Raw genomic sequence first — 26609 nt, forward strand, 5'->3', positions numbered from 1 at the left:
CGGCAGGTCGCAGAATCAGCTCCTGGTGACGAGGAAAACGCCGAGACAGATCAGTCCGACGCCCGCGAGCTTCATGGCGCTGATTGGCTCGCGGAAGAAAAAGTACGCCGCTGCGACAACAATGACGTAGCCGACGCTGTTGAATGGATAGGCGAAGCTGACCTGTACCTTGGACAGCACGTACATCCAGAGCACGAGGCTCGCCGCAAAGCACGACAGCCCTGAGAATACCCAAGGATTCAACACGATCCTGATTCCGCTCAGCGCCAGAGGAAGCAGTCCGTCGCCGGTAACCAGCGCCAGCTTGGCCATGCCCTGGCGAAGCAGGATCTGCGCGGTTGCATTGAGTGCAACGGAAAGCAGGATGGCGGGGATGTAGGCCAGGTACATGCTTCGTGTCCGGTGGGAGCTGAATTGAAGAACGGGCGTGACAGACGACTTTCGATTACCAGGCGATCGTGGCGCCAGCGACGATGAGGATCGAAACCAGCGCAACGATCAGGCTGACACGATCCCGCGCAGCGAACACGATTGGATCGTCATGCATACCGCCGCGATGGGCGATGATCCAGACCCGGCTGATCCAGTACAGCAGGACCGGACAAAGGAGCCACAGGACACGCGGATTGCGATACAGCTCCAAGCTGTCAGGACTGTTGATGTAGAGGGCAAACACCAGAATGCCGATGTAGCCAGCCGCAGCTCCAAGAGACTGGATCAACGGTAGATCCGATACATCGTAGCCACGCCCCGCGACTTTCTGCTTTCCCGAGCCGGACATCACGGCCAACTCGGTGTAGCGCTTGACCAATGCGAGGCTGAGGAAAATGAACATGGAGAAAGCCAGCAGCCAGAACGACAGTTCGGCGCCTATGGCGACCGCACCGCCGATGATGCGAATGGTATAGAGCGCGGCAAGCATGACCACGTCGATCATTACGATTCGTTTGAGAACAAACGAATACATCAGGGTCATCACGTAGTAAACCAGCAGTACCAGTGCGAATGCCGGGCTGTTCCACAGCGCCAGGGCGAATCCGGCCAGGGTCAGCAGCGGAGCCGCCAGCAGGCCATGCAGCAGAGGCAGATCGCCGGCTGCGAAGGGGCGCTTGCGCTTGCGCGCGTGCTGCCGATCCGGGGTGAGATCGAGCAGGTCGTTGAGCAGGTAAACACCTGATGCACACAGCCCGAAAGCGAAGAAGGCAACCGCTGCCTCAAACAGTGATGTCGGATCGAAGAAGCGATGTGCGGTCAGCAGCGGGACGAGTACAAGAAGATTCTTCGCCCACTGATAGATCCGCAGGGCTTTGATCCAGCTGCGCAGGCCGCCGCCCTGGTCGGGCCAATGGCCAAGGACCGTGGTGACCCCGGCTGCCGCCGTAGCGAGGCTGTTGCCCGCGTTTGTGACGTAGGCACCTTCAGCGTGCTTCCAGACGTGCAGATCCACCTTGGCATTGCCTATGTAATCGTAGCCGCCCGCGCCAAAGCGAGCGTTCAGCGCCTCGGCCTTGTGGGGACCGGCGAGATTTCGCCGCCCATCGCTGGCCATGACCTCGTCGAACAGTCCCAGGTGCAGCGCGATGGCCTCTACCAGACGCTGATCGGATGCCGAGCAAAGCACGCGGGGTCTCTGTTGAGTGGTCCGCAGCAAATCGAGCACCCGCTCATCGTACGGGAGCCATTCCACTGGCAAAGTGACCCGGGATGCGATCTCGCGCTTGAGTGCGGCCTTGCCCCGGAGCAGCCAGAACGGCAGCAGGAAAACGTACAGGGGATTGCCGGCCAGCAGGGTCAGAAGCGACTCGTACAGCAGGTCCGATCGCAACAAAGTGCCATCCAGGTCTACGCAAAGCGCGTGATCAGTTCGTTGCATTCGAAATCCGCCGGGTTCCCTGTATGCTTCAGGCTCGGGAGTGCCTGAACTCGCGCCAAAGTATAGCTGCTGGTGTCGCAGCCAACACGGGCGGGCCTGTTGCCTGACGACCCGCCCTCCATACCGCCGCTTGTGCGGCGCCAGCCCAGCTCTAGCATGTCACCCGTCCTCCGTCCGTCTTTGTCCGCCAGCCTGACGCTGCTTTGTGTCGCAGGTGTTCTCCTGCGCGTGGTGTTTCTGGTGGTTGTTCCGGTCGTGCCAATTTCGGATTTTGCCCGGTATATGGAGGTGGCAACGAATGTCGCGAACGGGAGCGGACTCTCGGTATCGGGTGCCCCATTCATCTCGCAGCCACCGCTGTATCCCGGTCTGTTGGGCGCATGGCTGTCGTTGTTCGGCGTGCATATCATCGCGGCCAAGGCATTGAATCTGCTCCTGTCGGCGTCAACTCTGGCGCTCTGGGCCTGGGCCTGCCTCAGGACGGGCATGCGTCCAGGATGGCAAATGGCCAGCCTGGAGGTGCTGGCTTTCCATCCAGCGCTGGTGGCCTATACGGGGTTGCTGGGTACCGAAACGCTTGCCATATTCCTGGCGGTCCTCGCTTTTGCGCTGACGACACTGCCGATGCGTGCCGCAATGCCAGCGCTGCTTGGCATTGTCCTGGCTCTGGTCGCATTGAATCGCCCGCAACTGCTGCCGCTGCCTGTCGGGTTGGTGATCGGTGTCCTGCTGGGCAGGGGGGGGCTGAAGCCGGATGCGGAGCTGCCTGGTGATGCTGGTTGCGTTCGTGGTTCTCCTGCTGCCCTGGATCATGCGCAATGAGCGGCTGTTCGATCGTGTCGTCCCGGTAAGTGCCAACAGCGGGTACGTGCTGTTGGTCAACAACAACGCGCTGAATCAGACCGGGAACTGGATGCCGCTGAGTCAGGTGCCATTGTCTGATCATGACCGGCAACGCTTCCAGGGCGAGGCTGGGGTTCCCATGTCGTTCTTCAGCGAGGGCGATGAGGATGCCAAGATCCTGCAGTGGACGCCTGCTGCAGACGGTGTCGCACGTTCCGTGGCGTTGGGCTGGATGCGCCAGCATCCTGGGCAGGCGCTGCACCTGGCCATGCTGCGACTGGAAACCAGCCTTGATCCGGCGACGCTGATGTACTGGCCGCTCATCGATTTCGGAGGTGCGCCCCGCTGGCTCGAATGGCTTGTCGGAGGGCTGAACCTCATGTTGGTACTTCTTGCGGTGTTTGGGGCGTTGCAGCTGCTGCCACAGGTGCAGCAGCTCACGCTGACCCAGTTGATGGCGCTGGGCACGGTGGTGCTGGGCGCGCTGTCCATCGCCTTGTTCGAGGGGCAGGGCCGCTACCTGATTCCGCTTGTTCCGGCGATGTTGATCCTGGCAGGTGGACGATCCAGTGGCAGCGGGACTGCGATCCGGGCAGGGGCCGGTCACGCAGGAGCCGGCTTCGGGAAGGTATCCTCTACCTCCTGAGAGCGCTGCCGGGTCCGGACGCGCGCGTCCCCTGAACCTGGAGAGTGGATGGTGCCTACCTGGCTCGTCACCGGCGGTGCCGGTTTCATCGGCGGCAATTTTGTCCTTGAGGCGGTTGCCCGAGGGGTGAAGATCGTCAACCTCGATATCCTGTCCTATGCCGGCAACCTGAAGACCCTGTCCAGCCTGGAGGGTGATGCCCGCCATGTATTCGTGCAGGGGGATATCGGTGACCGCGCCCTGGTCAGCCGGCTGCTGGCCGAGCACCAGCCGGAGGCGGTGCTGAACTTCGCCGCGGAAAGTCATGTCGACCGTTCCATCGATGGCCCGGGTGCCTTCATCCAGACCAACGTGGTCGGCACCCTGGGCCTGCTGGAGGCGGTGCGCGATTACTGGAAGGCGCTGCCGGCCACGCAGGCGACCGCCTTCCGCTTCCTGCACGTGTCCACCGACGAGGTGTACGGCACCCTCGGTGAGACCGGCTCGTTCAGCGAAACCTCGCAGTACGCACCGAATTCACCGTACTCGGCGTCGAAGGCAGCTTCGGACCACCTGGTCCGCGCTTTCCACCACACGTATGGGCTGCCGGTGCTGACCACCCATTGCTCAAACAACTATGGCCCGTACCACTTCCCCGAGAAGCTGATCCCGCTGGTGATCGCCAAGGCGCTGGCCGGCGAGCCGTTGCCGGTGTACGGCGACGGCAGGCAGGTACGCGACTGGCTGTTCGTGTCCGATCACTGCGAAGCGATCCGCACCGTGCTGGCCAACGGCAAGGTGGGCGAGACCTACAACGTGGGCGGCAATTCGGAGAGGCAGAACATCGAGGTGGTGCACGCGATCTGCGCGCTGCTGGACCAGCGTCGCCCGCGTGCAGACGGCCAGCCGCGCAGCAGCCAGATCACCCACGTGGCCGACCGCCCCGGACATGACCGCCGCTATGCGATCGATGCGTCCAAGCTGAAGAACGACCTGGGCTGGGAGCCGGCCTACACCTTCGAGCAGGGCATCACCCGCACCGTTGACTGGTACCTGGACAACCAGGCCTGGGTCAACGGGGTGCTGGATGGCAGCTATCGCCTGCAGCGCATCGGTACGGCGGCCTGAGTCCAGGAGACGACATGACCCAGCGCAAGGGCATCATTCTCGCCGGTGGTTCCGGCACCCGGCTGTACCCGATCACCCAGGGTGTCAGCAAGCAGCTGCTGCCGGTGTATGACAAGCCGATGATCTACTACCCGCTCAGCGTGCTGATGCTGGCGGGCATCCGTGAGGTGCTGATCATCAACACTCCGCACGAACAGGTGCTGTTCCGGCAACTGCTGGGCGATGGTTCGCAGTGGGGCATGGACATCCAGTATGCCGTGCAGCCCAGCCCCGATGGCCTGGCCCAGGCCTACCTGATCGGCCGCGATTTCGTTGCCGGCAAGCCGAGCTGCCTGGTGCTGGGGGACAACATCTTCCACGGCCACGGGCTGAGCGAAATGCTGCGGCGTGCCGATGCGCGCGATCAGGGAGCGACGGTGTTCGGTTACTGGGTCAACGACCCCGAGCGTTACGGCGTGGCCGAATTCGACGGCAGTGGCAAGGTGGTCGGCCTTGTCGAGAAGCCGCTGAATCCGCGCTCGAACTACGCGGTGACCGGCCTGTATTTCTATGATTCCCACGCCTGTGACTACGCTGCCGAGCTGAAGCCCTCGGCCCGCGGCGAGCTGGAGATCACCGATCTCAACCGCCGATACCTGGAGCAGGGGCGCCTGCACCTCGAGCCGCTGGGACGTGGCTATGCCTGGCTCGACACCGGCACCCACCAGTCACTGTTGGAAGCATCCAACTTCATCGAGACCATCCAGACCCGGCAGGGCCTGCAGGTGTGTTGCCCGGAGGAGATCGCGTTCGGCAAGGGCTGGATCGACGCTGCGCAGTTGGAGGCATTGGCTGCACCGCTGATCAAGAATGGCTATGGCCAGTACCTGCACAAGCTCGCCCTGCGTGGAGTGGTTCCGTGAAAGTGATTGAAACCGATCTGCCCGGCTGCGTGGTGATCGAGCCGGCGGTGTTCGGCGATGCCCGTGGCTGCTTCTTCGAGACCTGGAATGCCGAGCGTTTCGCCGCGCAGGGGCTGCCGGACCGCTTCGTGCAGAGCAACGTCTCGACCTCCGCACAGGGCGTGCTGCGCGGCCTGCATTACCAGTGGCCGCGCCCGCAGGGCAAGCTGGTGAGCGTGCTCGAGGGCGAGGTCTATGACGTTGCCGTGGACATCCGCCGCGGTTCGCCGAGCTTCGGCCGGTGGGCGGCGGTCATGCTCAGCGCGGAGAACAGGAGGCAGTTCTGGATTCCGGAAGGCTTCGCCCATGGCTTTGCGGTGCTGTCCGAGCGCGCGGTGTTCAGCTACCTGTGCACCGAGGTGTACCTCAAGGATTTCGATGCCGGCGTGCGCTGGAATGATGCGGACATCGGCGTGGACTGGCCGCTGGGCAGCCCGATCCTGTCGGCGAAGGACGAGCATGCGCCCTTCCTGAGCGACATCGCCGAAGATCGCCTGCCGGTCTACGTGCCATGACCGTCCTGCTGTTCGGCGGCAACGGCCAGCTTGGCCAGGAGCTGCTGCGCGCGCTGGCGCCGCTGGGCAACGTGGCGGTGACCACCCGTAGCGGCGTGCTGCCCGATGGCCGTGCCTGTGAAACCGCTGATTTCGCCGAGCCCGACAGCCTGCCTGCATTGCTCGACCGTCTGCAGCCATCGATCGTGGTCAACGCGGCCGCCTATACGGCGGTCGATCGTGCCGAACAGGAGGTCGACGCGGCCTTTGCGGCCAATGCGCAGGCGCCAGGTGTGATCGCACGCTGGTGCGCGGCGAAGGGTGTGCCGTTCGTGCATTACTCCACCGACTACGTGTTCGATGGCCAGGGCACCACACCTTACCGTGAGGATGCGCCGACAGCCCCGCTGGGGGTCTACGGCACCAGCAAGCGCGATGGCGAGGACGCAGTGCGTGCCGCGGGAGGACGCCATCTGATCTTCCGTACGGCGTGGGTGTATGCCGCGCATGGCACGAACTTCCTGCGCACCATGCTCCGCGTTGGCGCCGAGCGCGATCAGGTGCGGGTGGTGGACGACCAGATCGGGACGCCCACGCCGGCGGCGCTGATCGCCGACGTCACCGTGCAGGCGCTGCAGCATCCGCGCCATCTGTCGGGCACCTGGCACCTGACCGCCAGCGGCCAGACCAGCTGGCACGGCTTTGCCGAGGCGATCTTTGCCGAGGCACTGGCCACCGGCGTATTGCCGAAGGTGCCCGTCGTCGAGGCGATTCCCAGCTCGGCGTATCCGACCCCGGCCCAGCGCCCGGCCTGGTCGGTGCTGGACAACCGCAGGCTGCAGCAGGATTTCGGCATCGAGTTGCCGGAATGGCAGGACGGCCTGAAGCGGGTGATGGTGGAGCTGCAACGGTCGCATACCGCTTGCCCCTCCTGAGTGGCAGGCAGCATGGGGCTCGCAGCGGTCCTGGACGGTCGGTAGTCGCTGCCCCATCCCGGGCTCAGGCGTGGCCTTCCAGCGACTTCTTCGCGCTGGACTTCCTGCGGCGAAGCATCAGGTTTAGCAGGGGCTTTTCGAGGGTGTAGTACGCGGCCACACCCATTACTACCGAGAGCGCGATTGCAAACAGAACCGCCCCAGCCTGCGGCGTCCCACGCCAGATCCAGGTGGTGAGCCAGATGGCCAGTGCGTGGAACAGATAGATCGAGTAGCTGGCTTCGCCGATCAACTGCGTGAAGCGATGCGTGACGACCTTCGATGTCTCAAATGCAAGCGAGCCGACAATCAGCAGAATGCTGGGCAGCAGCCAGGGAAGGACGCCCTCCGAGCGGTAGTGATTGTGCACCACGATCAGGACCAGTGCGCCGATCAGGTAGACGCTGCCTTCCATCAGCCTGGGTCGATAACCTGCTTTGATGGCCAGGCCGATCACCATGCCCGCTGCAAACTCCAGGATGATTGGATTGAAGTAATAGATCTTGCTGAGCGAGGGGATGACGCTCCCGACACTGCTGAGAACGACCAGGAGGCAGGCGGCCAGCGGAATCGCCATGCGCCTGGTTACAAGCATCACGGACAACACCGCGTAGAAGAACATTTCGAAGTTCAGCGTCCACCCCGGGTAAAGGACGGGCATACCGAAGCCTTCGGGCGGCGGCGCGAACAGGTAGGAACGCACGATGTGTATGGTGGAAGGTGGAATGTCCGGATAGCGAATGTAGAAGTACGCTGCTGCCAGCGTCGTCGCAATCCAATACATGGGCACAACACGAATCACCCGGCGCTTCATGAAGTCCAGTGCGGTGGTCTCTGGCCTCAGCGAAAGGCACATGACGATACCGCTGATGACGAAGAACAGGTCGACGCCCGCGGCACCCGCCCGGAAATTCAGGAACGGGTGTATCGACAGCGCATGGTAGATCACCACCGCGACGGCACCCACGCCTCGGAGCGCCTGAAGTGATTGCAGTGTGCCAGCCTTGTTCATTCGTATTGCCCCTTGGCCGCTCGGCCGAGGGCAATATCATAGGTGAACCTTGATCAAACACAAACGCGGCAGATGCTGGCATCTTCCAGCAGTTCTGCCGCTGTAGTTCCCTGGAAAACCGGTCAACTCCGCCCGTAGGTATCTTCGAAGCGCACGATGTCATCCTCGCCCAGGTAACTGCCCGACTGTACTTCAATCAGTTCCAGCGGCAGTTTGCCCGGGTTGCGCAGGCGGTGGGTCACGCCCAGCGGGATGTAGGTGCTCTGGTTCTCGCTGAGCAGGATCACCTCGCTGCCACGGGTCACTTCGGCGGTGCCGCTGACCACGATCCAGTGCTCGGCGCGGTGGTGATGCATCTGCAGGCTGAGCGTACCGCCGGGCTTGACCGTGATCCGCTTGACCTGGAAACGCTCGCCGTTGTCGATCGAATCGTAGGCGCCCCAGGGGCGATACACTTTGCGGTGCCAGGTGGCTTCGCTGCGGCCTTCAGCCTTCAGCTTCGCCACTATCGTCTTGACCTCCTGCATGCGGTCGGCCTTGCCGACCAGCACCGCATCGTCGGTCTCGACCACGATCACGTCATCGAGGCCGACCATGGCCACCAGGCGCTGCGCATAGGCATAGGTGTTGCGGCAGTCGATGGCGATCACATCGCCCTGATGGGCGTTGCCGTCGCCGTCCTGCTGCGAGACATCGCGCAGCGCGGTCCACGAACCGACGTCGTTCCAACCGGCATCCAGCGGGATCACGACTGCATCGGCAGTCTTCTCCATCACCGCGTAGTCGATCGAGTCCGACGGCACCGCCGTGAAGGCATCCCTGTCCAGGCGGGTGAAGTCGGCATCGCGGCGCGCCTGCTGCCAGGCCTGGCGGCTGCGGGCCAGCATTTCCGGCTGGAAGCGCTCCAGCTCCTGCAGGTAACGCGACGCCTTGAACAGGAACATGCCGCTGTTCCAGTAGTACTGGCCGCTGCTGACGTAGCCGGTGGCGGTCTCCAGGTCGGGCTTTTCGACGAAGCGTTCGACGGCACGCAGGCCCTGGCCGTTGGCAGTCTTGATATAGCCGTAGCCGGTTTCCGGGCCGGTCGGCACGATGCCGAACGTGACCAGCTTGCCGGCTTCAGCGGCACTGGCGGCGGCCTGCACCGCGTTGCGGAAGGCCACCTCGTCGGTGATCACATGATCGGAGGGCAGCACCAGCAGCAGCGCGTCGGCGCCGTCCCGGGTGGCTTCCAGCGCAGCCACGGCGATGGCCGGTGCGGTATTGCGGCCCACCGGTTCAAGGATGATCGCGGCCGGTTCGGTGCCGACCTGCTGCAGCTGTTCGGCGGCAACGAAGCGGTGTTCCTCGTTGGCAATCACCAGCGGGCCACGCGCCGCCAGTGGGGCGACGCGTTGCCAGGTGGCCTGCAGCATCGTCAGCTCGCCGGCCAGTGGCAGGAACTGCTTCGGGTAGGCCTCGCGCGAAAGCGGCCACAGGCGGGTACCGGATCCGCCGGACAGGATGACGGGCTGGATGCTGCTCATGCGGGCCTCGGTTACTGCTGGATCAGACGGGAAATTTCGTCGGTGCGCGCCTGCATCAACGCAGCGTCACCGCGCGCTTCGACGTTCAAGCGCAGCAGCGGTTCGGTGTTGGAGCTGCGCAGGTTGAAGCGCCAGTCGCCGAAGTCGGCACTGATGCCATCGGTGTGGTCCAGCCTGGGCGATTGCGCCGCGAAGTGCTCCATCACGCGCGCCACTGTGGCCTTGGCATCGTCCACCTTGAAGTTGATCTCGCCGCTGCACGGATAGGCGGCCATCCGGTCTTCCACCCAGTCGGCCAGCGAACGGCCACTTTCGGAGACCAGCTGGGCGATCAGCAGCCACGGAATCATCCCGGAGTCGGCGTAGGCGAATTCGCGGAAGTAGTGATGGGCGCTCATCTCGCCGCCATACACGGCATCCTCGGCCCGCATCTTTTCCTTGATGAACGCATGCCCGCTCTTGCACTGCACCGCGACACCGCCGGCCTGCTCGACCATGTCCACAGTGTTCCAGACCAGGCGCGGGTCATGCACGATCCTGCCGCCGGGATGGCGCGCCAGGATCGCCTTGGCCAGCAGGCCGACCAGGTAGTAGCCCTCGATGAAGCGGCCGCTGTGGTCGAAGAAGAAGCAACGGTCGAAGTCACCGTCCCAGGCGATGCCGAAGTCGGCACCGTGTTCGCGCACTGCGTCGGCGGTGGCGGCGCGGTTCTCCGGCAGCAGCGGGTTGGGAATGCCGTTAGGGAAGCTGCCGTCCGGCTCGTGGCAGATGCGGATGAACTCGAACGGCAGGTGCGGTGCCAGCAGGTCGACGATGGCGCCGGCGCCGCCATTGCCGGCATTGACCACCAGCTTCAGCGGCTTCAGTTTGCTGGCATCGACGTAGCTCAGCAGGTGCTGGATGTAGGCGCTCTTGTCATGCTGGGCGACCTGGCCGGCACGCGGCGGCTGGGCCTCGGCGGTGTCGGCGGCGACCGCATCGGAGATCGCGAACAGGCCGGTATCCGAACTGATCGGCCGCGCGTTCTCCTTCACCAGCTTCATGCCGTTGTAGTCCATCGGGTTGTGGCTGGCGGTCACCATCACGCCGCCGGCCGCACCCAGGTGGTCGGTCTGGAAATAGACCTCCTCGGTGCCGCACAGGCCGATGTCGATCACTTCCCGGCCGGTGCCGCGCAGGCCGGCCGCCAGTGCGTCCTGCAGCGCCGGGCTGGTCAGGCGCACGTCATGGCCCAGCACCACCGGGCCCGGTGCGAGCTGGGCGGCCAGTGCAAGACCAATGCGGCGGGCCAGGTCTTCGTTCAGTTCCTCGGGCACGCGGCCACGGATGTCATAGGCCTTGAAGGCGGGCAGGGGCATCGAACCAGTCCATCCGGATAGAGAAACCCGATTATAGCGGGAGGGTCTGCAAACGGCCGGTGAGCCAGGGGCGCCCGGCCAATAGCGTTGGGTGGGAGTGGGGCCGGCCGATTCCCCGTCCATGGGCCATGGCCAGCAGGCAGTTCGCATACAATTGCGCGCTGACGACCGAGGACATGGCCCGCGTGGCCATCGCCAATTGGCCTGCTGTTCCAGAAGGATCGAGGTTTGCTTTGAAATTCACTCACGATCAGAAACGCGTGCTGGTGACCGGAGGCGCGGGCTTCCTTGGGTCGCATCTGTGCGATCGGCTCATCGCGGGCGGCCATGACGTCCTCTGCGTGGACAACTTCTACACCGGCAGCAAGGCGAACGTGGATGGGCTGCTGGGCCACCCACGGTTCGAGCTCATGCGCCATGACGTGACGTTCCCGCTCTATGTGGAAGTGGACCGGATCTTCAACCTGGCCTGCCCGGCGTCACCGATCCACTACCAGCAGGACCCGGTGCAGACCACCAAGACCAGCGTGCATGGGGCGATCAATATGCTCGGCCTGGCCAAGCGCCTGCGCGCGCGCATCCTGCAGGCCAGCACCAGCGAGGTGTACGGCGATCCGGAAATCCACCCGCAGGTGGAAGGCTACTGGGGCCGGGTCAACCCGATCGGCATCCGCAGCTGCTATGACGAGGGCAAGCGTTGCGCCGAAACGCTGTTCTTCGACTACTGGCGCCAGCACCAGTTGGAGATCAAGGTCATGCGCATCTTCAACACGTATGGTCCGCGCATGCATCCCAATGACGGCCGGGTGGTCAGCAACTTCATCGTGCAGGCGCTGAAGGGCGAGCCGATCACCATCTATGGCGATGGCAGCCAGACGCGCAGCTTCTGCTATGTCGATGACCTGATCGAGGGCATGTTGCGGCTGATGGACTCGCCGGCTGATCTCACCGGTCCGATCAATATCGGCAATCCGTCCGAGTACACCATGCTGGAACTGGCCGAGACCGTGCTCCGTCTGGTCGGCGGCGCGTCGAAGATCGAGTACCGTCCGCTCCCCTCGGATGATCCACGCCAACGCCAGCCGGATATCAGCCTGGCCAAAGCGGATCTGGGCTGGGAGCCCAAGGTCGGCCTGGAGGACGGCCTGAAGGAGACCATCGCCTATTTCCGCCATCGCTTGCAGGCCTGAGGTGGCGACGATGCGCAAGATCGTGGTGATGCCGGTCTACGAGGACCTGGAAGCCTCCTCGAAGCTTTTCGTCGAGCTCGCCCGCACCCAGGGTCCGGACACCTATGTGGTGGCCGTGGACGACGGCTCGGTGCGGCAGCCATTGCCGATCAGCGCCATTGAGGCTTCGGGGCTGGAGGGCGTGGTGATCCGCCTGCGTCGCAATGTCGGGCATCAGCGTGCGATCGCCATCGGCCTGGGCTATGTGGCCGAGCACTTCGATGGCAATGACATTGTCGTGGTGATGGATTCCGATGGCGAGGATACGCCGGAGAGCATCACCGAGCTGGTGGCGGGCCTGGAATCGGCCGATGTCGACGTGGTGGTGGCCAGCCGTCGCAGCCGGGTCGAATCGCTGAAGTTCAAGTCGTTCTACATCGTCTACAAGCTGCTGTTCTCGCTGCTCAGCGGGCGCCAGATCAGCTTCGGCAACTTCATGGCGGCGAAGATGCCGGCGGTGCGCCGGTTGGCATCGATGCAGGAGCTGTGGATCCACGTTGCCGCCTGCGTGCTGGGCTCGAAGCTGCGCGTGCAGACCTGTGCGCTGGATCGTGGTCCGCGCTATGCCGGCCGCAGCAAGATGAACTTCGTCGGCCTGGCCCTGCACGGATTCCGTGCACTGATGGTGTTTGCCGAGGATGTGCTGGTACGCGTGGGCATCGCCTGCACCATGGTGGCGGCACTGTCGATCATCGGCGGCATCGTCGCCACCGGGCTGAAGATGCTGGGCTTTGCATCACAGGGCTGGTTCTCGCTGGCATTCGGCATCCTGGTGCTGGTGTTCCTGCAGACCGCGGCACTGACGCTGATCATCCTGATGTTGTCGGGGATGATGCGCGGCGGTGGCGTCATGAGCGTGGGCAGCTATCGCGAATTCGTTGACGAGGTCCTGCATGCCGGCCGTCGCAGTGGCTAAGGATGCGCTGGGCGGACAGGCCGTCCGCTACGTGATCAATGGCCTGGTCGCCACCGCGGTGCACTATGGAGTGCTGCACTTCAACATCGAGGTGCTGCACGTCCCGCTGGCCGCGATGGCCAACGCGATTGCAGCGGTCTTTGGCATCACTGTGTCGTTCCTCGGCAGCCGCTACTTCGTTTTCCATGGCAGGCAGGGCAGCCTGGCGCGGCAGGGCTCGCTGTTCCTGCTGATCTACGCCGCGATCGCCGTCCTGCATGCGCTGGTGATGTACGTCTGGGCCGATCGATGGGGCCTGGACTACCGCGCAGGGTTCGTGCTGGCGACCGGAATGCAGATGGCCGTCAGCTTCGTCGCCAACAAGTTCCTGGTGTTCAAATGAACAAATATCTGCGTGCCGCGCTGGCAACCCTTGCATTCATTGCCGCCCTGCTGCTGGTCTACTACGTCCACATGCGCCAGTTCCGCGTGAACGTGGTGCTGTATGCCAGCATCCTCGACGCGGTGATCGCAGTGGTGGTGGTGTTTGCGGGCCTGTATGCATTGAAGTGGTTCAGGGATTTCAGCCGCCTCGAGCTGATCCAGCTGGCCGCCATCTGGTTGCTGGGAGGCTACGTGTTCGCGATCTCGGTCCCGACCGTCATCGACCGCTCGCTGTCCTTCTACATCCTGGAGAAACTGCAACAGCGTGGCGGTGGGATACGCGAAGACGCGTTCCGCCAGGTGTTCACTGAAGAGTACGTCCGCGAGCATCACCTGGTGGAAGTGCGCCTGACCGAGCAGCTGCAGTCCGGAACCGTGCAGATCCATGATGGTTGTGTGCGGTTGACCGCGCGCGGCGAGCGCCTCGCATCGTTCGGCCGCTTCTACCGGCAGAACCTGCTGCCGACCCACCGCCTGCTGATGGGGCAGTACACCGATGCGCTCACTGATCCTTTCCGCGACAGCCGGATGCCGTCCGACTACCGTTGCCAATAGCCTGGGTGCTGCTGGCGCATTGGTTTTTCCGTTGGTTCCTTGAAACGTTTCATGGATGACATGACCCCCACCTCTTCCCCCCTGCGCACTACGCGCCGGGATCTGGCGATTGCCGGGATCCTGGTGCTGCTGTTGGGCGCTTCCCTCGTATCGGTCGCCAAGCGATCGGACTATCAGACGTCGCTGCTGCGCCAGGCCTTCGCTGAGGACGCGGGATTCGACGCATCCGTACCACGTGAGGTGGTGGATGCACGTGATCTGGTGCGCGCGCAGCCGATCGCGCCTTCGCTGCTTTCGCTCGGGCAGGGGCTGAAGGACGATCCCTTGATCCAGCAACGCATGTGGGAGGCGCTGTATCCGGTCCGGTTCAGCGATACCGATACCCCACAGCGCCTGCTGAGGGCCGGTGATCCGCTGGTTGACCAGTGCCACGTCCAGGGGAGGAGCGGAGATGTCGTTCTTGCCGACTGCCGCTGAACCAGGGCGCCGTGCGGCGCTGGCCATGCTGGTCTCCATTCTTGTCTGCTATGGCCTGGCCGCCGTAGGCCTGGCGGGCTGGCCGGCGCAGGTGGCATTCGGCACGGTCGTGCTCAGCGCGCTGCTCGCCCTGCCAGCCGTGCGTGACCTGCGTACCGCGCCTCTGGTCCTGGCCGTTCTGGTGCTGGTGTTGATCGCGCTGGGAAGCCCCACCGATGGCTGGGACCCGCGTTCGATCTGGCTCTTCCATGCCAAGCGGATCTACCTGGAGGGCACGTTGTACGCCCAGCTGGATGATTACGCGCCGTGGAGCCACAACGACTATCCCGCACTGGCTCCGTTGTTGATGGCCAGTGCAGCAGGTTTGGCCGGGCACTGGAACGAACTGCTGCCCAAGGCGGTGGCATCGCTGCTGCTGCTGCCGGCACTGCTGCTGATTGCCCCGAGTTTCCGATGGCGCTGGTGCGGGGTGCTGTTCGCAGTGCTGCTGCTGCGCCTGGGGCGTGACATGCTGATCAACGGCTACATGGATCCGCTGGTGGCGGTCTATGCCGTCGCTACCGTGGCGACAGCGGTGCGTCACCGCATGTCCGGGAAGCATGGTGGTGGTCGAGAGCTGGTCGCATTCACCCTGCTGGTGGCCGTGCTGTCGATGTTGAAGAACGAGGGTGCGGTGCTTGCGGCTCTGTTGACGGCCGTGGTGCTGGGCGAAGGCGTGCTGCGTGAGCGTCGCCTGGGCTGGCGCATCCTCCTGGCCGCGGTTGTGGCCCTGCTGCCACTGCTGGCATGGAAGCTGGCCGTCGGGCAGGCAGGGGTTGCCAATGACCTGGCGGGAAGCGACATGAAGGCGCAGCTGTTGGCGCGGCTTGGCAGCGAGGGCGGTGCCAAGCCGATCGTCGGGCGCCTGCTGCTGGATGTGTGGGTGCTGGTGCCGCTGCTGGTGCTGGCGGTGCTCTGGCGTCCGGTGCTGCGGGTTCCGGCGGCATCGGCCGCCGTGCTGGCGGCGCTGGCGTACGCAGCGGTGCTGTTCCTGGTCTACCTGGGGACGCCGCATGACCTGGACTGGCACCTGCGCACCAGTGTCGACCGTGTCCGCATGCCGGTGACACTGCTGCTGGGGTTTGCGGTGTTGCTGGCGCTGGAACATCGCGCCACCGCGAAGATCCCGGGCACGCGCTGAGGCGCAACGCGCCGTGGCGTCATGCTGCGGCGCATCCCAGCCGTATGCGGTCGTAGCGCTAGAATGCGCTCATTCTTCCCGTGTGGGGCTGTAGAAATGGAACACGTGACTTCCACCGGCAAGCGCAGCAAGCGCTTCGCCAGTGCGGCGGAGGCCCTGCAAGGGGTGGTCGCCGATGGCCAGACGCTGGCCGTGGGCGGCTTCGGCCTGTGTGGCATTCCCGAGGCATTGATCGCCGCGCTGCGCGACAGTGGTGCCAAGGGCCTGACCGTGATCTCCAACAATGCCGGCGTTGATGGTTTCGGCCTCGGCCAACTGCTGGAAACCCGGCAGATCAAGAAGATGATCTCGTCCTACGTGGGTGAGAACAAGGAGTTCGAGCGGCAGTTCCTGGCCGGCGAGCTCGAGCTGGAATTCAACCCGCAAGGCACCCTGGCCGAACGCCTGCGTGCCGGCGGTGCAGGCATCCCGGCGTTCTTCACTGCCACCGGCTACGGCACTGTGGTGGCCGAGGGCAAGGAAACCCGCGAGTTCGACGGCAAGCACTACGTGATGGAAACCGCGCTGCGCGCCGACGTGGCGCTGGTCAAGGCGTGGAAGGCCGACGGGGCCGGCAACCTGGTGTTCCGCAAGACCGCTCGGAATTTCAACCCGGCCTGTGCGATGGCCGGCAAGGTCTGCATCGCCGAGGTCGAGGAGATCGTGCCGGTTGGCGCCATCGATCCGGACCAGGTGCACCTGCCGGGCATCTACGTGCACCGCATCGTGCACAACGCACATCCTGAAAAACGCATCGAACAGCGCACCATCCGCGCGGAGGGCAACTGACATGGCGTGGACCCGTGACGAGATGGCGGCACGCGCCGCCCGCGAACTGACCGATGGAGCGTACGTGAACCTGGGCATCGGCCTGCCGACCCTGGTCGCCAACCACATCCCTGAAGGCGTGGACGTGTGGCTGCAGTCGGAGAACGGCCTGCTCGGTATCGGCCCGTTCCCGACCGAAGCCGAAATCGACGCGGACCTGATCAATGCCGGCAAGCAGACCGTCACCGCGCGTGCCGGTGCCAGCTATTTCGGCAGCCACGACAGCTTCGCGATGATCCGCGGTGGCCACGTCAACCTGGCCATCCTCGGTGCCATGCAGGTCACCGACAAGGGCGACCTGGCCAACTGGATGGTGCCCGGCAAGATGGTCAAGGGCATGGGCGGCGCGATGGACCTGGTGGCCGGGGTGCAGCGCGTGGTGGTGCTGATGGAGCACACCGCCAAGAACGGCGAGCACAAGATCCTGGCCGAATGCACGCTGCCGCTGACCGGCGTCGGCGTGGTCGACCGCATCATCACCGACCTGGCCGTGTTTGACGTCACCGATGCTGGTCTGGTGCTGGTAGAAGCGGCGCCGGGTGTCAGCGATGACGAACTGAAGGAAAAAACCGGCGTGGCGTTCGCCCGAGGTTGAATCGGCGTTCGCGCCGGAGTGATCAGTCGCGCAGGAGTGCTTCCAGACTCCTGCGCGCTGCATCGCTGGAGAAGTGCTCGCGGATGTTGTGGTAGCCCTGTTCGGAGATGTGGGACCACAACGCCTCATTCGAGTACAGGCGCAGGACGGCGTTGCTGAACGCCTCGGTATCTGCCGCGATCAGTGCATTCTGACCGTCGATCAGGAACATGCCTTCGGCAGCAATGGGCGTGGCCACCACCGGAACACCGTGGCTCATGGCCTCATTGACCTTGCCTTTCACGCCTGCACCGGAGAGCAGCGGGGCGAGCGCGATCCTGCAACGCGACAGGAAGGGCTGCAGTGATGCCACGTGGCCGTGGACGATGACGCCGTTGCCGGCGTAGCGCGCCGCCACGTCTTCCGGAATCTCTCCGATCAGGTGCAGGACGATCTCCGGGCGCTGCGCACGGATGCGGGGATGGATCTCGCCGACCAGCCATTCCAGCGCTTCCTGGTTGGGCTGATGGGCATAGCCCCCCACGAAGTACAGGTCAGCGGTGTCCCCGAAACTGCGTTTGCCGCCGTGCACGTCATGGATGTTGGACAGCAGCCGGATGTCGCTGCCGGGCAGTTGCGCCTGCAGCATCTCCAGCTCGGTCTGGCTGACCACCAGCGTCGTGTCGCTGGCGTTGATCAGGGCGAACTCGCTTTGCCGCGTGCGTGCGGCCTGACGCTGCAGGTCCGGGTCTTGGCGCAGGTCCGCAGCACGCTGCTCACGCACATGGTGCAGGTCCACGGTGTCGAAGATCACCTTGCCGACGGCGTAATCGCGGATCAGCCCGATGTGGGCTGCCGCCACATGGTGGCGGCTGAGCAAGGTGGCACGCAGCTGCTGGCCGTGCACACGCAGCCACTGGTCGAGACGGGGGCTGCCTGCGATGCCGATCAGGTCCACGCCCAGTGTGTCGAGGAAAGCGCGACTTTCGGCACTGATGACACCATTGTCCGGCATGAACACCGGTTGCCATCCCAGCTCGCGGATCGACTGGAGGATCTTGCACATCCGGACCGAGCCGGAATCGCGGGTCGGATCGGGCGCGCTGGCATCAATCACCAGCACGTATCCAGCACGTGCAGGGGCGGTGCTGTGCACCTCGCCGGAAGAACACACTGCTTGAGCGGGCACCGATACTACGGCCGGTGGATGTGGGCGAAGCACCGCCTTGACCTTGCGCAGCGTGGCCGCCGGGCCCACCTGGCGCAGGTTGTGAATCACCGAGGCCAGCCGGCGCGAGGCCTGGCGAATCCGCCATTTGAGGCTGTACCAGGAGTGCTTCATCGTCATCATCGTCAGGTGGCGCGCAGGAATGCGGGCGACCATCATAGTCGCTGGCCGCGGAGGGGGTGTGCTAGCGTGCTGGCATGCATTTTCCACTGGACGACGCCGACATTCACTGGCATCGGGGCTGGCTGGCCGCGGACCAGGCGGACCTGATGCAGCAGCAGCTGGAGCACCACATCTCCTGGCAGGTGCATCGCATCCGCATGTTCGGCCGTATCGTCGATTCGCCCCGCCTGAGCTGCTGGATGGGGGATGCCGAGGCGCGCTATCGCTATTCGGGTACCGATTTTCTGCCCGAGCCGTGGCAGCCGGCCCTGCTGCCGCTTCGCGAACGGCTGCAGGCATTCTGTGGACATGCCTTCAACAGCGTACTGCTGAACCGCTATCGCGGCGGTGGCGATTACATGGGCTGGCACAGCGACGACGAGCCCGAACTGGGCCCGGCGCCGGTGATCGCCTCGCTGAGCTTGGGCGCGGCACGGCGTTTCCTGCTACGCCGGCGTGATGATCCGGCGCAGAAGACCGAGTACCTGCTCGGCCATGGCGACCTACTGGTAATGGCCGGGCAGACCCAGCGTTATTACCAGCACGCGTTGCCGAAGATGGCGCGCGTGCAGGGCGAGCGGATCAACCTGACGTTCCGCTGGATTGCGCCACGCTGATCGATCAGCGCGTGACGGTCGGCTGGTCGGCCTGCCCGCTCACCAGCGTCCAGCCCACCACATCCTGCGCCAGCTGCTGCAGGCCGCGCTCGAACGCGGCGGTCACCGCCGGCACGTCGGTACTGCCGACCGGCTGTGCCTGGCGGAAGGTACGGTCGGCGACCACGCGCTGGTCGGCGACGTGGATCAGCTTGGCGTTGACCTCGATCACCACGGTCGGCGTGGCCTGGCCCTGGTAGTCCGACTCGAAGCGGCGCACGTCGGTGGACAGCTTGTAGTCGGCGCGGATGCCGGCGGTGCTGCGGGCGACGCCGTGGATGCGTCCGGAATCCTCAAAGCCGCGCAGCAGGGTGTCCTCGATCATGTCGGTGGCCGGCTGGGCCCAGCTGGCGCCCTTGTAGATCTCCAGCTGCGACGGGGTCGGCCGCACATTGATGCGCGGGCTGTCGACCATGCGTGCGGCGCTGGGCTTGGCCAGTACCAGCTGCCAGCTGGCCTGCGGCCACGCCGGATCGGCCTTCACCTGCACGGCGGGCGAGTACAGCGTCACTGCGGTTTTCTCGCTGCTGCCAAGGACGGAGCAGCCGCCCAGCAGGGTGACCAGCGAAGCGGCCAGCAGCAGGCGCGGAAGGGGCATCGGGCTCATTTGGGTTCGAACTCCTTCGGTGCGTCGCGGCCCAGCAGGTAGCGCGCGGGATTGTTCTCGAGGCGGTCGCTGACCCGGCGCAGGTCGCGGATCAGGCCGCGCAGTTCGGTCAGCGTCGGGCCCAGCTGGCCGAGGCCATCATTGGCGAAGCTGTTGATCGCGGCGCGGTTCTCGCCAAGGATCGAATCGGCGTTGCCGGCGGCCGAGTCGAGCTTGGCCAGGGTGCCGTCCAGCTTGTCGATGATGCCCGGCAGCTGCTGCACCAGGTTCCTGTCCAGGCGCTCGATGGTGCCGTTGGTGGTCTTCAGCGTGGTGTCCAGACTGCGGGCGGCATCGCGCGCGCTGAGCAGCAGCGCCTGGGTACCCTGGTCACGGTCGGCCAGGCCGCCGCTGATCGTCTCCAGGTTGGCCAGCGTCGCGTTGATCGAGGCCACGTTGCGGTCGCTGAGGATCTGATCCATGCGCTCGACGATGCGGTTGGCAACGTCGGTGATGTTCTGCAGCGCCGACGGCGTGGTCGGAATGATCGGGGCCGGGTCCTTGTTGACCGTGGTCAGTGCCGGTGACTGCGGCGTGCCGCCGCTGAGCTGGATGATCGACGGGCCGGTCAGGCTGGTGATCGCCAGCTTGGCACGGGTATCGGTCTTGACCGGGGTGGTCGAGTTCAGGCGGATGCGTGCGACCACCTGGCGCGGGTCGTCCGGCACCAGGTTCAGTTCGATGATCGAACCCACCGCGATGCCGTTGTACTGCACCGGGCTGCCCACCGACAGGCCGGTCACCGCCTCGCGGAACACTACGCGGTATTCCTGCCAGGTGCGGTCGGAGGAGTACTTGGCGGCCCACAGGCCGAAGGCCAGCAGGGCCAGGCCGGTGATCAGGGTGAACGCGCCGATCAGCACGTAGTTGGCTTTGGTTTCCATGGCTCAGGCACTCTCGATCTGTTCGCCGCGCGCGGCACGCGCACGCGGTCCGTGGAAGTATTCCTGGATCCACGGATGATCCAGTTTCTCGATGTCCGGCAGTGGCGCGTTGGCCACCACTTTGCGGTCGGCGATCACCGCGACCCGGTCGCAGATGGCGTACAGCGTGTCCAGGTCATGGGTGATCAGGAACACGGTCAACCCCAGTGCTTCCTGCAGGGTCTTGATCAGGCGGTCGAAGGCGGCCGCGCCGATCGGGTCGAGGCCAGCGGTCGGTTCATCCAGGAACAGCAGCGGCGGATCCAGCGCCAGCGCCCGGGCCAGGCCGGCGCGCTTGCGCATGCCGCCGGACAGCTGCGAGGGCAGTTTGTTGATCGCATCGGCGGGCAGGCCGGCCAGCTTCACCTTCAGCAGCGCCAGTTCGTAATGCCAGCGCTCGGGCAGTTCGCGGTGGTGCTCCTTCAGTGGCACCTGAACGTTCTCGCCCACGGTCAGCGAAGAGAACAGGGCGCCGTCCTGGAACAGCACGCCGGTGTTGCGCTCGATGTGCAGGCGGCTCTCGGCATCGTCGGCACGCGCGTCGCGGCCGAGCACTTCGATCTGCCCGGCATCGGGCACGCGCAGGCCGAGGATCGAACGCATCAGCACCGATTTGCCGGTACCCGAGCCACCCACCACGCCCAGGATCTCGCCACGGCGCACCTCCAGGTCCAGGTCTTCATGCACGGTCTGGCTGCCGAAGCGGTTGACCAGCCCGCGCACGCGGATGGCCAGGTCGTGGCCGTCGCCGTCCTGCATGGGTATTTCTTCGGGAGTCGGATGCGTGCTCATGTCACCAGTCCATGTGCATGAACCACAACGCCGCGAAGGCGTCGATGATGATCACCAGCGAGATCGTCTGCACCACGCTGGAGGTGGTGCGTTCACCGACCGACTGCGCCGTGCCTTCCACCTTCAGCCCTTCCAGGCAGCCGATCAGGCCGATCACCAGCGCGAACACCGGCGCCTTCGACAGGCCGACCAGCATGTGCCGCACTTCCATCGTCTCGTGCATGCGCGCGATGTACATCTGCGGCGGGATGTCGAGGTCGAACGCGCCGACAGTGATGCCGCCGGCCAGGCCCGCGATCATCGCGATGAAGGTCAGCAGGGGCAGGGTGACCAGCAGCGCCAGCAGGCGTGGCAGCACCAGCAGGTCGATCGGATCCAGGCCCAGCGTGCGCATCGCGTCGATTTCCTCGCGCGCCTTCATCGCGCCGATCTGCGCGGTGAACGCACTGGCGGTGCGGCCGGCCAGCACGATCGCGGTCAGCAGTACCGCGAACTCGCGCAGGAAGGCGATGTTGACCAGCTCGACCACGTAGATCTCGGCGCCGAAGTCGCGCAGGATGGTCGAGCCGAGGAAGGCGATCACCGCGCCGACCAGGTACGACAGCAGCGCCACCAGCGGTACTGCGTCCAGCCCGACCTGCTCCATCTGGTGGACGGTGGCGGTCAGGCGGAAACGGCGGGGCTCCTTGACCAGGCGTGCTGCCTTGACCAGGTTCTCGCCGAGGAAACTGCACAGCGCCTTGATGTTGTGGCCAGTGGCATGGACGCTGACACCGAGCCGTTCCAGCGCCGCCAGCACGCCGAAATCGCGCTTGGGCCGGGGCCGGTCGTCAGCCACTTCCTCGATGGTGCAGACCAGTGCCTGGTGGTCCGGCCGGAACTGCAACGCGTCCTCGCCAAGGTCGGCGCGATGCGCTACGCGCAGTACCTGCAGCACGCCGGCCGAATCCATCTTCTCGATGCCGGTGGCGTCGATGCCGGTCAGCGTGTCGGGAACGCCGCGCAGGACTTCGGCCGCGGCCAGCGCGGTCTTCAAGGTCCAGGTGCCGGACAGGCGGATCAGGCCCGGGTCATGGGCATCCTGTTCGAGCTGGGGGGCGTGGTTCGGGGTCACTTGGGCCATTCGGGTCGCAGCATAACCGTTCTGTCTGGGGCATCGCGTCGAACCCGGATGAATTTATCCAGTGCGGCCCGGCAGTAGGTAATACTACGGCGCATGTCCGCAGACGCTCACACGATCCCCACGCCCCAGGCCACCTACGCGCAGCGCGTGGCCTTTGTTTCCGAGATCGCCGGACGCCTGCACAGCTACGGCACCACGGCCCAGCGCCTGGAAACGGCAGTGGTGGCACTGGCCCGCCAGCTCGATCTGGATTGTGAACCGTGGTCGAATCCCACCGGTATCATCCTCAGTTTCAGCGACCCGGCACAGGCGATCGGTTCCAGCGACATCACCCGCGTGATCCGCCTGGCACCCGGCGAGAACGACCTGCACAAGCTCAGCGTCGCCGACCATATCGCCGAGGAAGTGGCCAACGGGCGGATGAGCATTGCCCAAGGCCACACCGCACTGCGCCAGTTGGACAAGGATCCGGGCCGGCGCGGCAAGCTGCGCACCATTCTTTCATTCACCCTGGGCGCGGCCGGCGTGGCCGGCATGTGGAAGCTGCCGTGGCTGGACATCGCCACCGCCGGTGTCATCGGCCTGATGATCGGCCTGCTCGGCATGGTCACCGACCGTCGCCCGGCCACCCGTGAAGCGGCCGAGGCGCTGGCGGCGCTGCTGGCCGGCATGGTCGCAACCCTGGTCGCGTCCTTTGTTGGCGCACTCAACCTCAACACGGTGATCATCGCCTCGCTGGTGGTGCTGCTGCCGGGCATGTCGCTGACCAATGCGGTCAATGAACTCGCCAGCCAGCATTGGGTCTCCGGTACCGCGCGCTTCGCCGGCGCGTTGACCACCATCATGAAGCTCAGCGTGGGCGCGATGATCGCGGTGACCCTGGCTGATGTACTCGGCCTGGACCCGGTGATCCGCGCCACGCGGCCGCAGGGGCCGTGGGTGGAGTGGGGTTCGCTGCTGACCGCGGCATTCGCCTTCGCGATGCTGTTCAAGGCCAACCGGCGCGATTACCCGTGGGTGATCGCGGCCTCGGTGGCGGGTTACGCGATCTCCAAGTTCGGCGGGCACGCCTGGGGCGCGCCGGCCGGCATCTTCCTGTCAGCGATGTTGCTGACCGCCGGTGGCAATCTGTTCGGCCGCCTCGTTGGCCGCCCAGGAGCGATCATCCGCCTGCCCGGCATCATCATGATGGTGCCCGGCAGCACCAGCCTGCGCGGCGTGCTGACCCTGGTCCAGCAGCAGGACGTTGGCGCGGGCCAAAGCGTGTTCCTCACCGTGCTCAACGTGGTGATGGCGCTGGTGGCCGGCCTGCTGTTCGGCAACCTGCTGATGCCGGCGCGCAAAACCCTGTAGGTGTGGACCGTTGGCCCGCACACCGAAGAATGAAAAACGCCGGCTTCCGCCGGCGTTTTTCATTGCATCCCGATCCGGCCTCAGACCTTCTTGATCAGGAAATCTTCCGGCTTCTTGTTGCCCTTGGCGGTCAGCTCGGCCATCCAGCGCGGCTGCTTGCCACGACCGGTCCAGGTTTCCTTGGGGTTGGCCGGGTTGCGGTACTTCGGGGCAACCTTGCCCAACTTGCGGCCGGCGGTCTTGGACGGTGCCTTGGCTGCCGGGGCGGCTTTGCGCGCGCGCGGTGCCGGGGCGCCGCCGAACAGTTCTTCAATGGTGTAACCCTCGGTCTTGGCCAGCTTGGTCAGCTGGGCCCGGACCTTGGTGATTGGCCGGCGCTTGGCGACGATGGTCTGCTGCTTCTTGGCGGTACGGATCAGGGCGCCCAGCTCGCGTGCCGACAGGCCGGTCAGGTCAATGCTCATTTACGGTTACTCCGGAAACTAAAATGTGGACGGGACGAGCCAGTCCATGGCGTCGCGGGACAGAATAAAGATGAATTAATCACAGCACAAATGCAGGCGGGTCATGGCCTGGCAGCATCCCGGCTGCATTGCGTCGATTTTGACCGGATTATGTCCGCTGCAATATTGCTCAACTGGGCGACAGGCAAAAAAAAAGACCGAGGCGTGCCCCGGTCTTCTCCTGATCAGCCCTGCAGTCGCTGCAGCAGGGTGGCCTTGTCCAGGCTTTCCGCTTCGCTGGCGCGGCGCGAGCGGTACTCGTAGGTACCGGCGGCCAGGCCGCGCTCGCTCACCACCACGCGGTGCGGGATGCCGATCAGTTCCATGTCGGCGAACATCGCACCCGGGCGCAGGCCACGGTCGTCCAGCGCGGCATCGAGGCCGGCGTCGCGGAGTTCCTGCAGCAGGCTGGCAGCAGCATCGGCCACGGCGGCGTCGCCCCTCGGGTTGATCACGCACACTACCACCTGCCACGGCGCCATCGCGTCCGGCCAGATGATGCCGGCATCGTCATGGTTCTGTTCGATCGCGGCAGCCACCACGCGCGAGATACCGATGCCGTAGCAGCCCATCGCCATCACCGCCGCCTTGCCGTTCTCGTCCAGCACGGTGGCATCCAGCGCTTCGGCATATTTGCGGCCGAGCTGGAACACGTGGCCGACTTCGATGCCACGGGCGATCTTCAGTTCGCCACCGTCCAGCGCGCGGTCACCGGCACGCACGTTGCGGATGTCGGCCACTTCCGGTTCCGGCAGGTCGCGGCCCCAGTTGACCCCGGCCAGGTGGAAACCGGCTTCGTTGGCGCCGACGACGAAGTCGGACATCGCGGCCACTTCGCGGTCGGCGACCACGCGGATGGCCTTGGCCGGGGCGACCGGACCGAGGAAGCCCGGCACGCTGCCCAGGTACTCGGCGATTTCCGCCTCGCTGGCAAAGCGCTGTTCGTCCAGGCCGGCAACCTTGGCCAGCTTGATTTCGTTGACCTCATGGTCGCCGCGCACCAGCACAAGCACGAACTGCTGTGCTTCGCCTTCACCGGCGATCAGCGCCACCGACTTCACCGTGCGCTGCAGCTCGATGCCGAGCAGCGCCGCGACGTCCTCGCAGGTTTTCTGGGTAGGGGTGTCGACCTTGCGCATGGCTTCACTGGCAGCCGCACGCGGTGCCGGGTCGGCGGCGATCGCCGCTTCCATGTTCGCGGCGTAGTCCGAACCGGTGGAGAACACCAGCGCGTCCTCGCCGGAATCGGCGATGACGTGGAATTCCTGCGAGGCATCGCCACCGATCGCACCGGAGTCGGCCTGCACCATGCGGAAGTCCAGGCCGAGGCGGGTGAAGATGCGGCTGTAGGCCGACTTCATGTTCTCGTATTCGCGCACCAGGCACTCATCGTGCAGGTGGAACGAATAGGCGTCCTTCATCAGGAATTCGCGCGAACGCATCACGCCGAAGCGCGGGCGGATCTCGTCGCGGAACTTGGTCTGTACCTGGTAGAAATTCACCGGCAGCTGCTTGTAGCTGGACAGCTCGCTGCGCGCGAAGTCGCAGGCGGCTTCTTCGGCGGTCGGGCTGTAGCAGAACACCTGGTCCTTGCGGTCCTTGATCTTCAGCAGCTGCGGGCCGAACTTCTGCCAGCGGCCGGTCTGCTCCCACAGTTCCTTCGGCTGGATGGTCGGGATCTGGAATTCCACGGCACCGGCGCGGTCCATTTCCTCGCGCACGATGCGTTCAACCTTGCGCAGCACGCGCAGGCCCAGCGGCGACCAGGTGTACAGGCCCGATGCCAGCTTGCGGATCATGCCCGCGCGCAGCATCAGCCGGTGGCTGGTGAGCTCGGCGTCGCTGGGGGTTTCCTTGGTGGTGTGCAGGTGGAACTGGGAGAGGCGCATCGTCGGCTTCGGATAACGGCAGAGACGCCTATTCTGCCAGCCCGGCCGGGGAGAGGGGTATCGGCAGGGCTGCGCCCTGCACCCGCGGTAGTGCCGGCCGCTGGCCGGCAACCTCAGAAGCAACTGCCGAAGCAACAGCGGGCTTCCCGTGGGATGGCGGGGTGGGTCCGGTTGCGGGAGACGCCGTAAACCCATCCATGAAGTGACCCCCGGGAGTTGGACGTCAGATCCAACCCCGAGGGATACATGAACAGATACGACGCACGTTTCAAACTGCAGGTCGCCAAAGAGGCCTGCAAGACCTCCACATCGGTCAAAGCCATTGCCCGTCGCCACGGC

General features: G+C 65.0%; 28 protein-coding genes and 1 pseudogene. 17 read left to right on the forward strand and 12 right to left on the reverse strand.

Features of this window, described 5'->3' with window-relative positions; genetic code table 11:
• Window positions 1-15: 15 nt before the first annotated feature.
• Both AC5P9F_RS13025 and AC5P9F_RS13030 read right to left on the reverse strand, forming a co-directional pair.
• A complete protein-coding gene (locus AC5P9F_RS13025) occupies window positions 16-390 on the reverse strand; it encodes an SMR family transporter (RefSeq protein WP_133050804.1) in 375 nt (124 codons plus the stop codon).
• Window positions 391-445: 55 nt separating this feature from the next.
• Window positions 446-1873, reverse strand: a complete 1428-nt coding sequence (locus AC5P9F_RS13030; RefSeq protein WP_111197627.1) for a UbiA family prenyltransferase — start codon at window positions 1871-1873, stop codon at window positions 446-448.
• 156 nt (window positions 1874-2029) lie between these two features.
• On the opposite strand from AC5P9F_RS13030, the gene AC5P9F_RS13035 reads away from it, so the two are divergent.
• From AC5P9F_RS13035 to rfbD, 6 genes are read left to right on the forward strand one after another with little or no spacing between them, the layout of a single operon-like run.
• Window positions 2030-2695, forward strand: coding sequence for a hypothetical protein (locus AC5P9F_RS13035; protein WP_133050802.1), 666 nt, complete (start codon window positions 2030-2032; stop codon window positions 2693-2695).
• Window positions 2646-3362 carry a hypothetical protein gene (locus AC5P9F_RS13040; RefSeq protein WP_111197623.1) on the forward strand — a complete coding sequence of 239 codons (717 nt, stop codon included), beginning with the start codon at window positions 2646-2648 and terminating at the stop codon, window positions 3360-3362. The genes AC5P9F_RS13035 and AC5P9F_RS13040 overlap by 50 nt, the downstream gene beginning before the upstream one ends.
• A 51-nt stretch (window positions 3363-3413) precedes the next feature.
• Window positions 3414-4469: a dTDP-glucose 4,6-dehydratase gene (gene rfbB, locus AC5P9F_RS13045; protein WP_111197656.1), complete on the forward strand. Its 1056-nt coding sequence runs from the start codon at window positions 3414-3416 to the stop codon at window positions 4467-4469.
• A 14-nt stretch (window positions 4470-4483) separates the two neighbouring features.
• A complete protein-coding gene (gene rfbA, locus AC5P9F_RS13050; protein ID WP_111197621.1) occupies window positions 4484-5371 on the forward strand; it encodes a glucose-1-phosphate thymidylyltransferase RfbA in 888 nt (295 codons plus the stop codon).
• Window positions 5368-5925 (forward strand): dTDP-4-dehydrorhamnose 3,5-epimerase, encoded by a 558-nt coding sequence (gene rfbC / locus AC5P9F_RS13055; RefSeq protein WP_111197619.1) that lies wholly within the window; start codon window positions 5368-5370, stop codon window positions 5923-5925. Before rfbA ends, rfbC begins: the two co-directional genes overlap by 4 nt.
• The gene (gene rfbD, locus AC5P9F_RS13060; protein WP_133050801.1) at window positions 5922-6839 is read left to right on the forward strand and encodes a dTDP-4-dehydrorhamnose reductase; all 918 of its coding nucleotides are present in this window, start codon (window positions 5922-5924) and stop codon (window positions 6837-6839) included. Before rfbC ends, rfbD begins: the two co-directional genes overlap by 4 nt.
• Window positions 6840-6903: 64 nt before the next feature.
• On the opposite strand, the gene AC5P9F_RS13065 is transcribed toward rfbD, so the two are convergent.
• From AC5P9F_RS13065 to AC5P9F_RS13075, 3 genes are all read right to left on the reverse strand, one after another.
• Window positions 6904-7890: an acyltransferase family protein gene (locus AC5P9F_RS13065; protein ID WP_111686844.1), complete on the reverse strand. Its 987-nt coding sequence runs from the start codon at window positions 7888-7890 to the stop codon at window positions 6904-6906.
• A gap of 122 nt (window positions 7891-8012) precedes the next feature.
• Window positions 8013-9416: a mannose-1-phosphate guanylyltransferase/mannose-6-phosphate isomerase gene (locus AC5P9F_RS13070; RefSeq protein ID WP_111197611.1), complete on the reverse strand. Its 1404-nt coding sequence runs from the start codon at window positions 9414-9416 to the stop codon at window positions 8013-8015.
• 11 nt (window positions 9417-9427) lie between these two features.
• On the reverse strand, window positions 9428-10774 hold the full coding sequence (locus tag AC5P9F_RS13075) for a phosphohexomutase domain-containing protein (RefSeq protein ID WP_164225687.1): 1347 nt from the start codon (window positions 10772-10774) through the stop codon (window positions 9428-9430).
• A gap of 128 nt (window positions 10775-10902) precedes the next feature.
• Between AC5P9F_RS13075 and AC5P9F_RS13080 the strand changes: the two genes are divergently transcribed.
• The 8 genes from AC5P9F_RS13080 to AC5P9F_RS13115 all read left to right on the forward strand — a co-directional run bounded on the left by AC5P9F_RS13080 (window position 10903) and on the right by AC5P9F_RS13115 (window position 17016).
• Window positions 10903-11964, forward strand: a complete 1062-nt coding sequence (locus tag AC5P9F_RS13080) for a UDP-glucuronic acid decarboxylase family protein (RefSeq protein ID WP_231914688.1) — start codon at window positions 10903-10905, stop codon at window positions 11962-11964.
• A gap of 10 nt (window positions 11965-11974) precedes the next feature.
• The gene (locus tag AC5P9F_RS13085) at window positions 11975-12919 is read left to right on the forward strand and encodes a glycosyltransferase (protein ID WP_111173909.1); all 945 of its coding nucleotides are present in this window, start codon (window positions 11975-11977) and stop codon (window positions 12917-12919) included.
• Complete coding sequence (locus AC5P9F_RS13090) at window positions 12897-13301, forward strand: GtrA family protein (protein ID WP_100438856.1); 405 nt, start codon at window positions 12897-12899, stop codon at window positions 13299-13301. The genes AC5P9F_RS13085 and AC5P9F_RS13090 overlap by 23 nt, the downstream gene beginning before the upstream one ends.
• Window positions 13298-13897: a hypothetical protein gene (locus AC5P9F_RS13095; RefSeq protein ID WP_005407993.1), complete on the forward strand. Its 600-nt coding sequence runs from the start codon at window positions 13298-13300 to the stop codon at window positions 13895-13897. Before AC5P9F_RS13090 ends, AC5P9F_RS13095 begins: the two co-directional genes overlap by 4 nt.
• Window positions 13898-13948: 51 nt before the next feature.
• Window positions 13949-14374, forward strand: a complete 426-nt coding sequence (locus tag AC5P9F_RS13100; protein ID WP_088430849.1) for a hypothetical protein — start codon at window positions 13949-13951, stop codon at window positions 14372-14374.
• Window positions 14349-15554, forward strand: a complete 1206-nt coding sequence (locus AC5P9F_RS13105; RefSeq protein ID WP_164225688.1) for a hypothetical protein — start codon at window positions 14349-14351, stop codon at window positions 15552-15554. The genes AC5P9F_RS13100 and AC5P9F_RS13105 overlap by 26 nt, the downstream gene beginning before the upstream one ends.
• A gap of 96 nt (window positions 15555-15650) precedes the next feature.
• The gene (locus tag AC5P9F_RS13110; RefSeq protein ID WP_005407996.1) at window positions 15651-16382 is read left to right on the forward strand and encodes a CoA transferase subunit A; all 732 of its coding nucleotides are present in this window, start codon (window positions 15651-15653) and stop codon (window positions 16380-16382) included.
• 1 nt (window position 16383) lies between these two features.
• Window positions 16384-17016, forward strand: a complete 633-nt coding sequence (locus AC5P9F_RS13115) for a CoA transferase subunit B (protein WP_100438857.1) — start codon at window positions 16384-16386, stop codon at window positions 17014-17016.
• A gap of 22 nt (window positions 17017-17038) precedes the next feature.
• On the opposite strand, the gene AC5P9F_RS13120 is transcribed toward AC5P9F_RS13115, so the two are convergent.
• A complete protein-coding gene (locus tag AC5P9F_RS13120) occupies window positions 17039-18337 on the reverse strand; it encodes a glycosyltransferase (protein ID WP_164225689.1) in 1299 nt (432 codons plus the stop codon).
• Between the two features lie 83 nt (window positions 18338-18420).
• On the opposite strand from AC5P9F_RS13120, the gene AC5P9F_RS13125 reads away from it, so the two are divergent.
• Window positions 18421-19002, forward strand: a complete 582-nt coding sequence (locus AC5P9F_RS13125) for an alpha-ketoglutarate-dependent dioxygenase AlkB family protein (RefSeq protein WP_164225690.1) — start codon at window positions 18421-18423, stop codon at window positions 19000-19002.
• A 4-nt stretch (window positions 19003-19006) separates the two neighbouring features.
• Here the strand turns inward: AC5P9F_RS13125 and AC5P9F_RS13130 are convergent, their stop codons facing one another.
• The 4 genes from AC5P9F_RS13130 to AC5P9F_RS13145 are packed head-to-tail and all read right to left on the reverse strand — an operon-like array spanning window position 19007 to window position 22525.
• Window positions 19007-19648: an ABC-type transport auxiliary lipoprotein family protein gene (locus AC5P9F_RS13130; protein ID WP_100438860.1), complete on the reverse strand. Its 642-nt coding sequence runs from the start codon at window positions 19646-19648 to the stop codon at window positions 19007-19009.
• The gene (locus AC5P9F_RS13135; protein ID WP_005408000.1) at window positions 19645-20571 is read right to left on the reverse strand and encodes an MlaD family protein; all 927 of its coding nucleotides are present in this window, start codon (window positions 20569-20571) and stop codon (window positions 19645-19647) included. The genes AC5P9F_RS13130 and AC5P9F_RS13135 overlap by 4 nt, the downstream gene beginning before the upstream one ends.
• Window positions 20572-20574: 3 nt before the next feature.
• A complete protein-coding gene (locus AC5P9F_RS13140) occupies window positions 20575-21402 on the reverse strand; it encodes an ABC transporter ATP-binding protein (RefSeq protein WP_100438861.1) in 828 nt (275 codons plus the stop codon).
• A 1-nt stretch (window position 21403) separates the two neighbouring features.
• Window positions 21404-22525 carry an ABC transporter permease gene (locus AC5P9F_RS13145; protein WP_005408002.1) on the reverse strand — a complete coding sequence of 374 codons (1122 nt, stop codon included), beginning with the start codon at window positions 22523-22525 and terminating at the stop codon, window positions 21404-21406.
• A gap of 93 nt (window positions 22526-22618) precedes the next feature.
• On the opposite strand from AC5P9F_RS13145, the gene AC5P9F_RS13150 reads away from it, so the two are divergent.
• Window positions 22619-23878, forward strand: a complete 1260-nt coding sequence (locus AC5P9F_RS13150; protein WP_005408003.1) for a threonine/serine exporter family protein — start codon at window positions 22619-22621, stop codon at window positions 23876-23878.
• Window positions 23879-23961: 83 nt separating this feature from the next.
• Here the strand turns inward: AC5P9F_RS13150 and AC5P9F_RS13155 are convergent.
• A pseudogene (locus AC5P9F_RS13155) lies at window positions 23962-24342 on the reverse strand (H-NS histone family protein); the annotation flags it as partial.
• A 224-nt stretch (window positions 24343-24566) separates the two neighbouring features.
• Window positions 24567-26270, reverse strand: a complete 1704-nt coding sequence (locus tag AC5P9F_RS13160; RefSeq protein ID WP_099561836.1) for a proline--tRNA ligase — start codon at window positions 26268-26270, stop codon at window positions 24567-24569.
• A 246-nt stretch (window positions 26271-26516) separates the two neighbouring features.
• Here AC5P9F_RS13160 and AC5P9F_RS13165 point away from each other — a divergent pair.
• Window positions 26517-26609: transposase (locus AC5P9F_RS13165; protein WP_305099592.1), on the forward strand; the 93-nt coding region annotated here is incomplete at its 3' end.

The sequence above is a fragment of the Stenotrophomonas sp. YJH_SMC_4 genome (assembly GCF_059371575.1).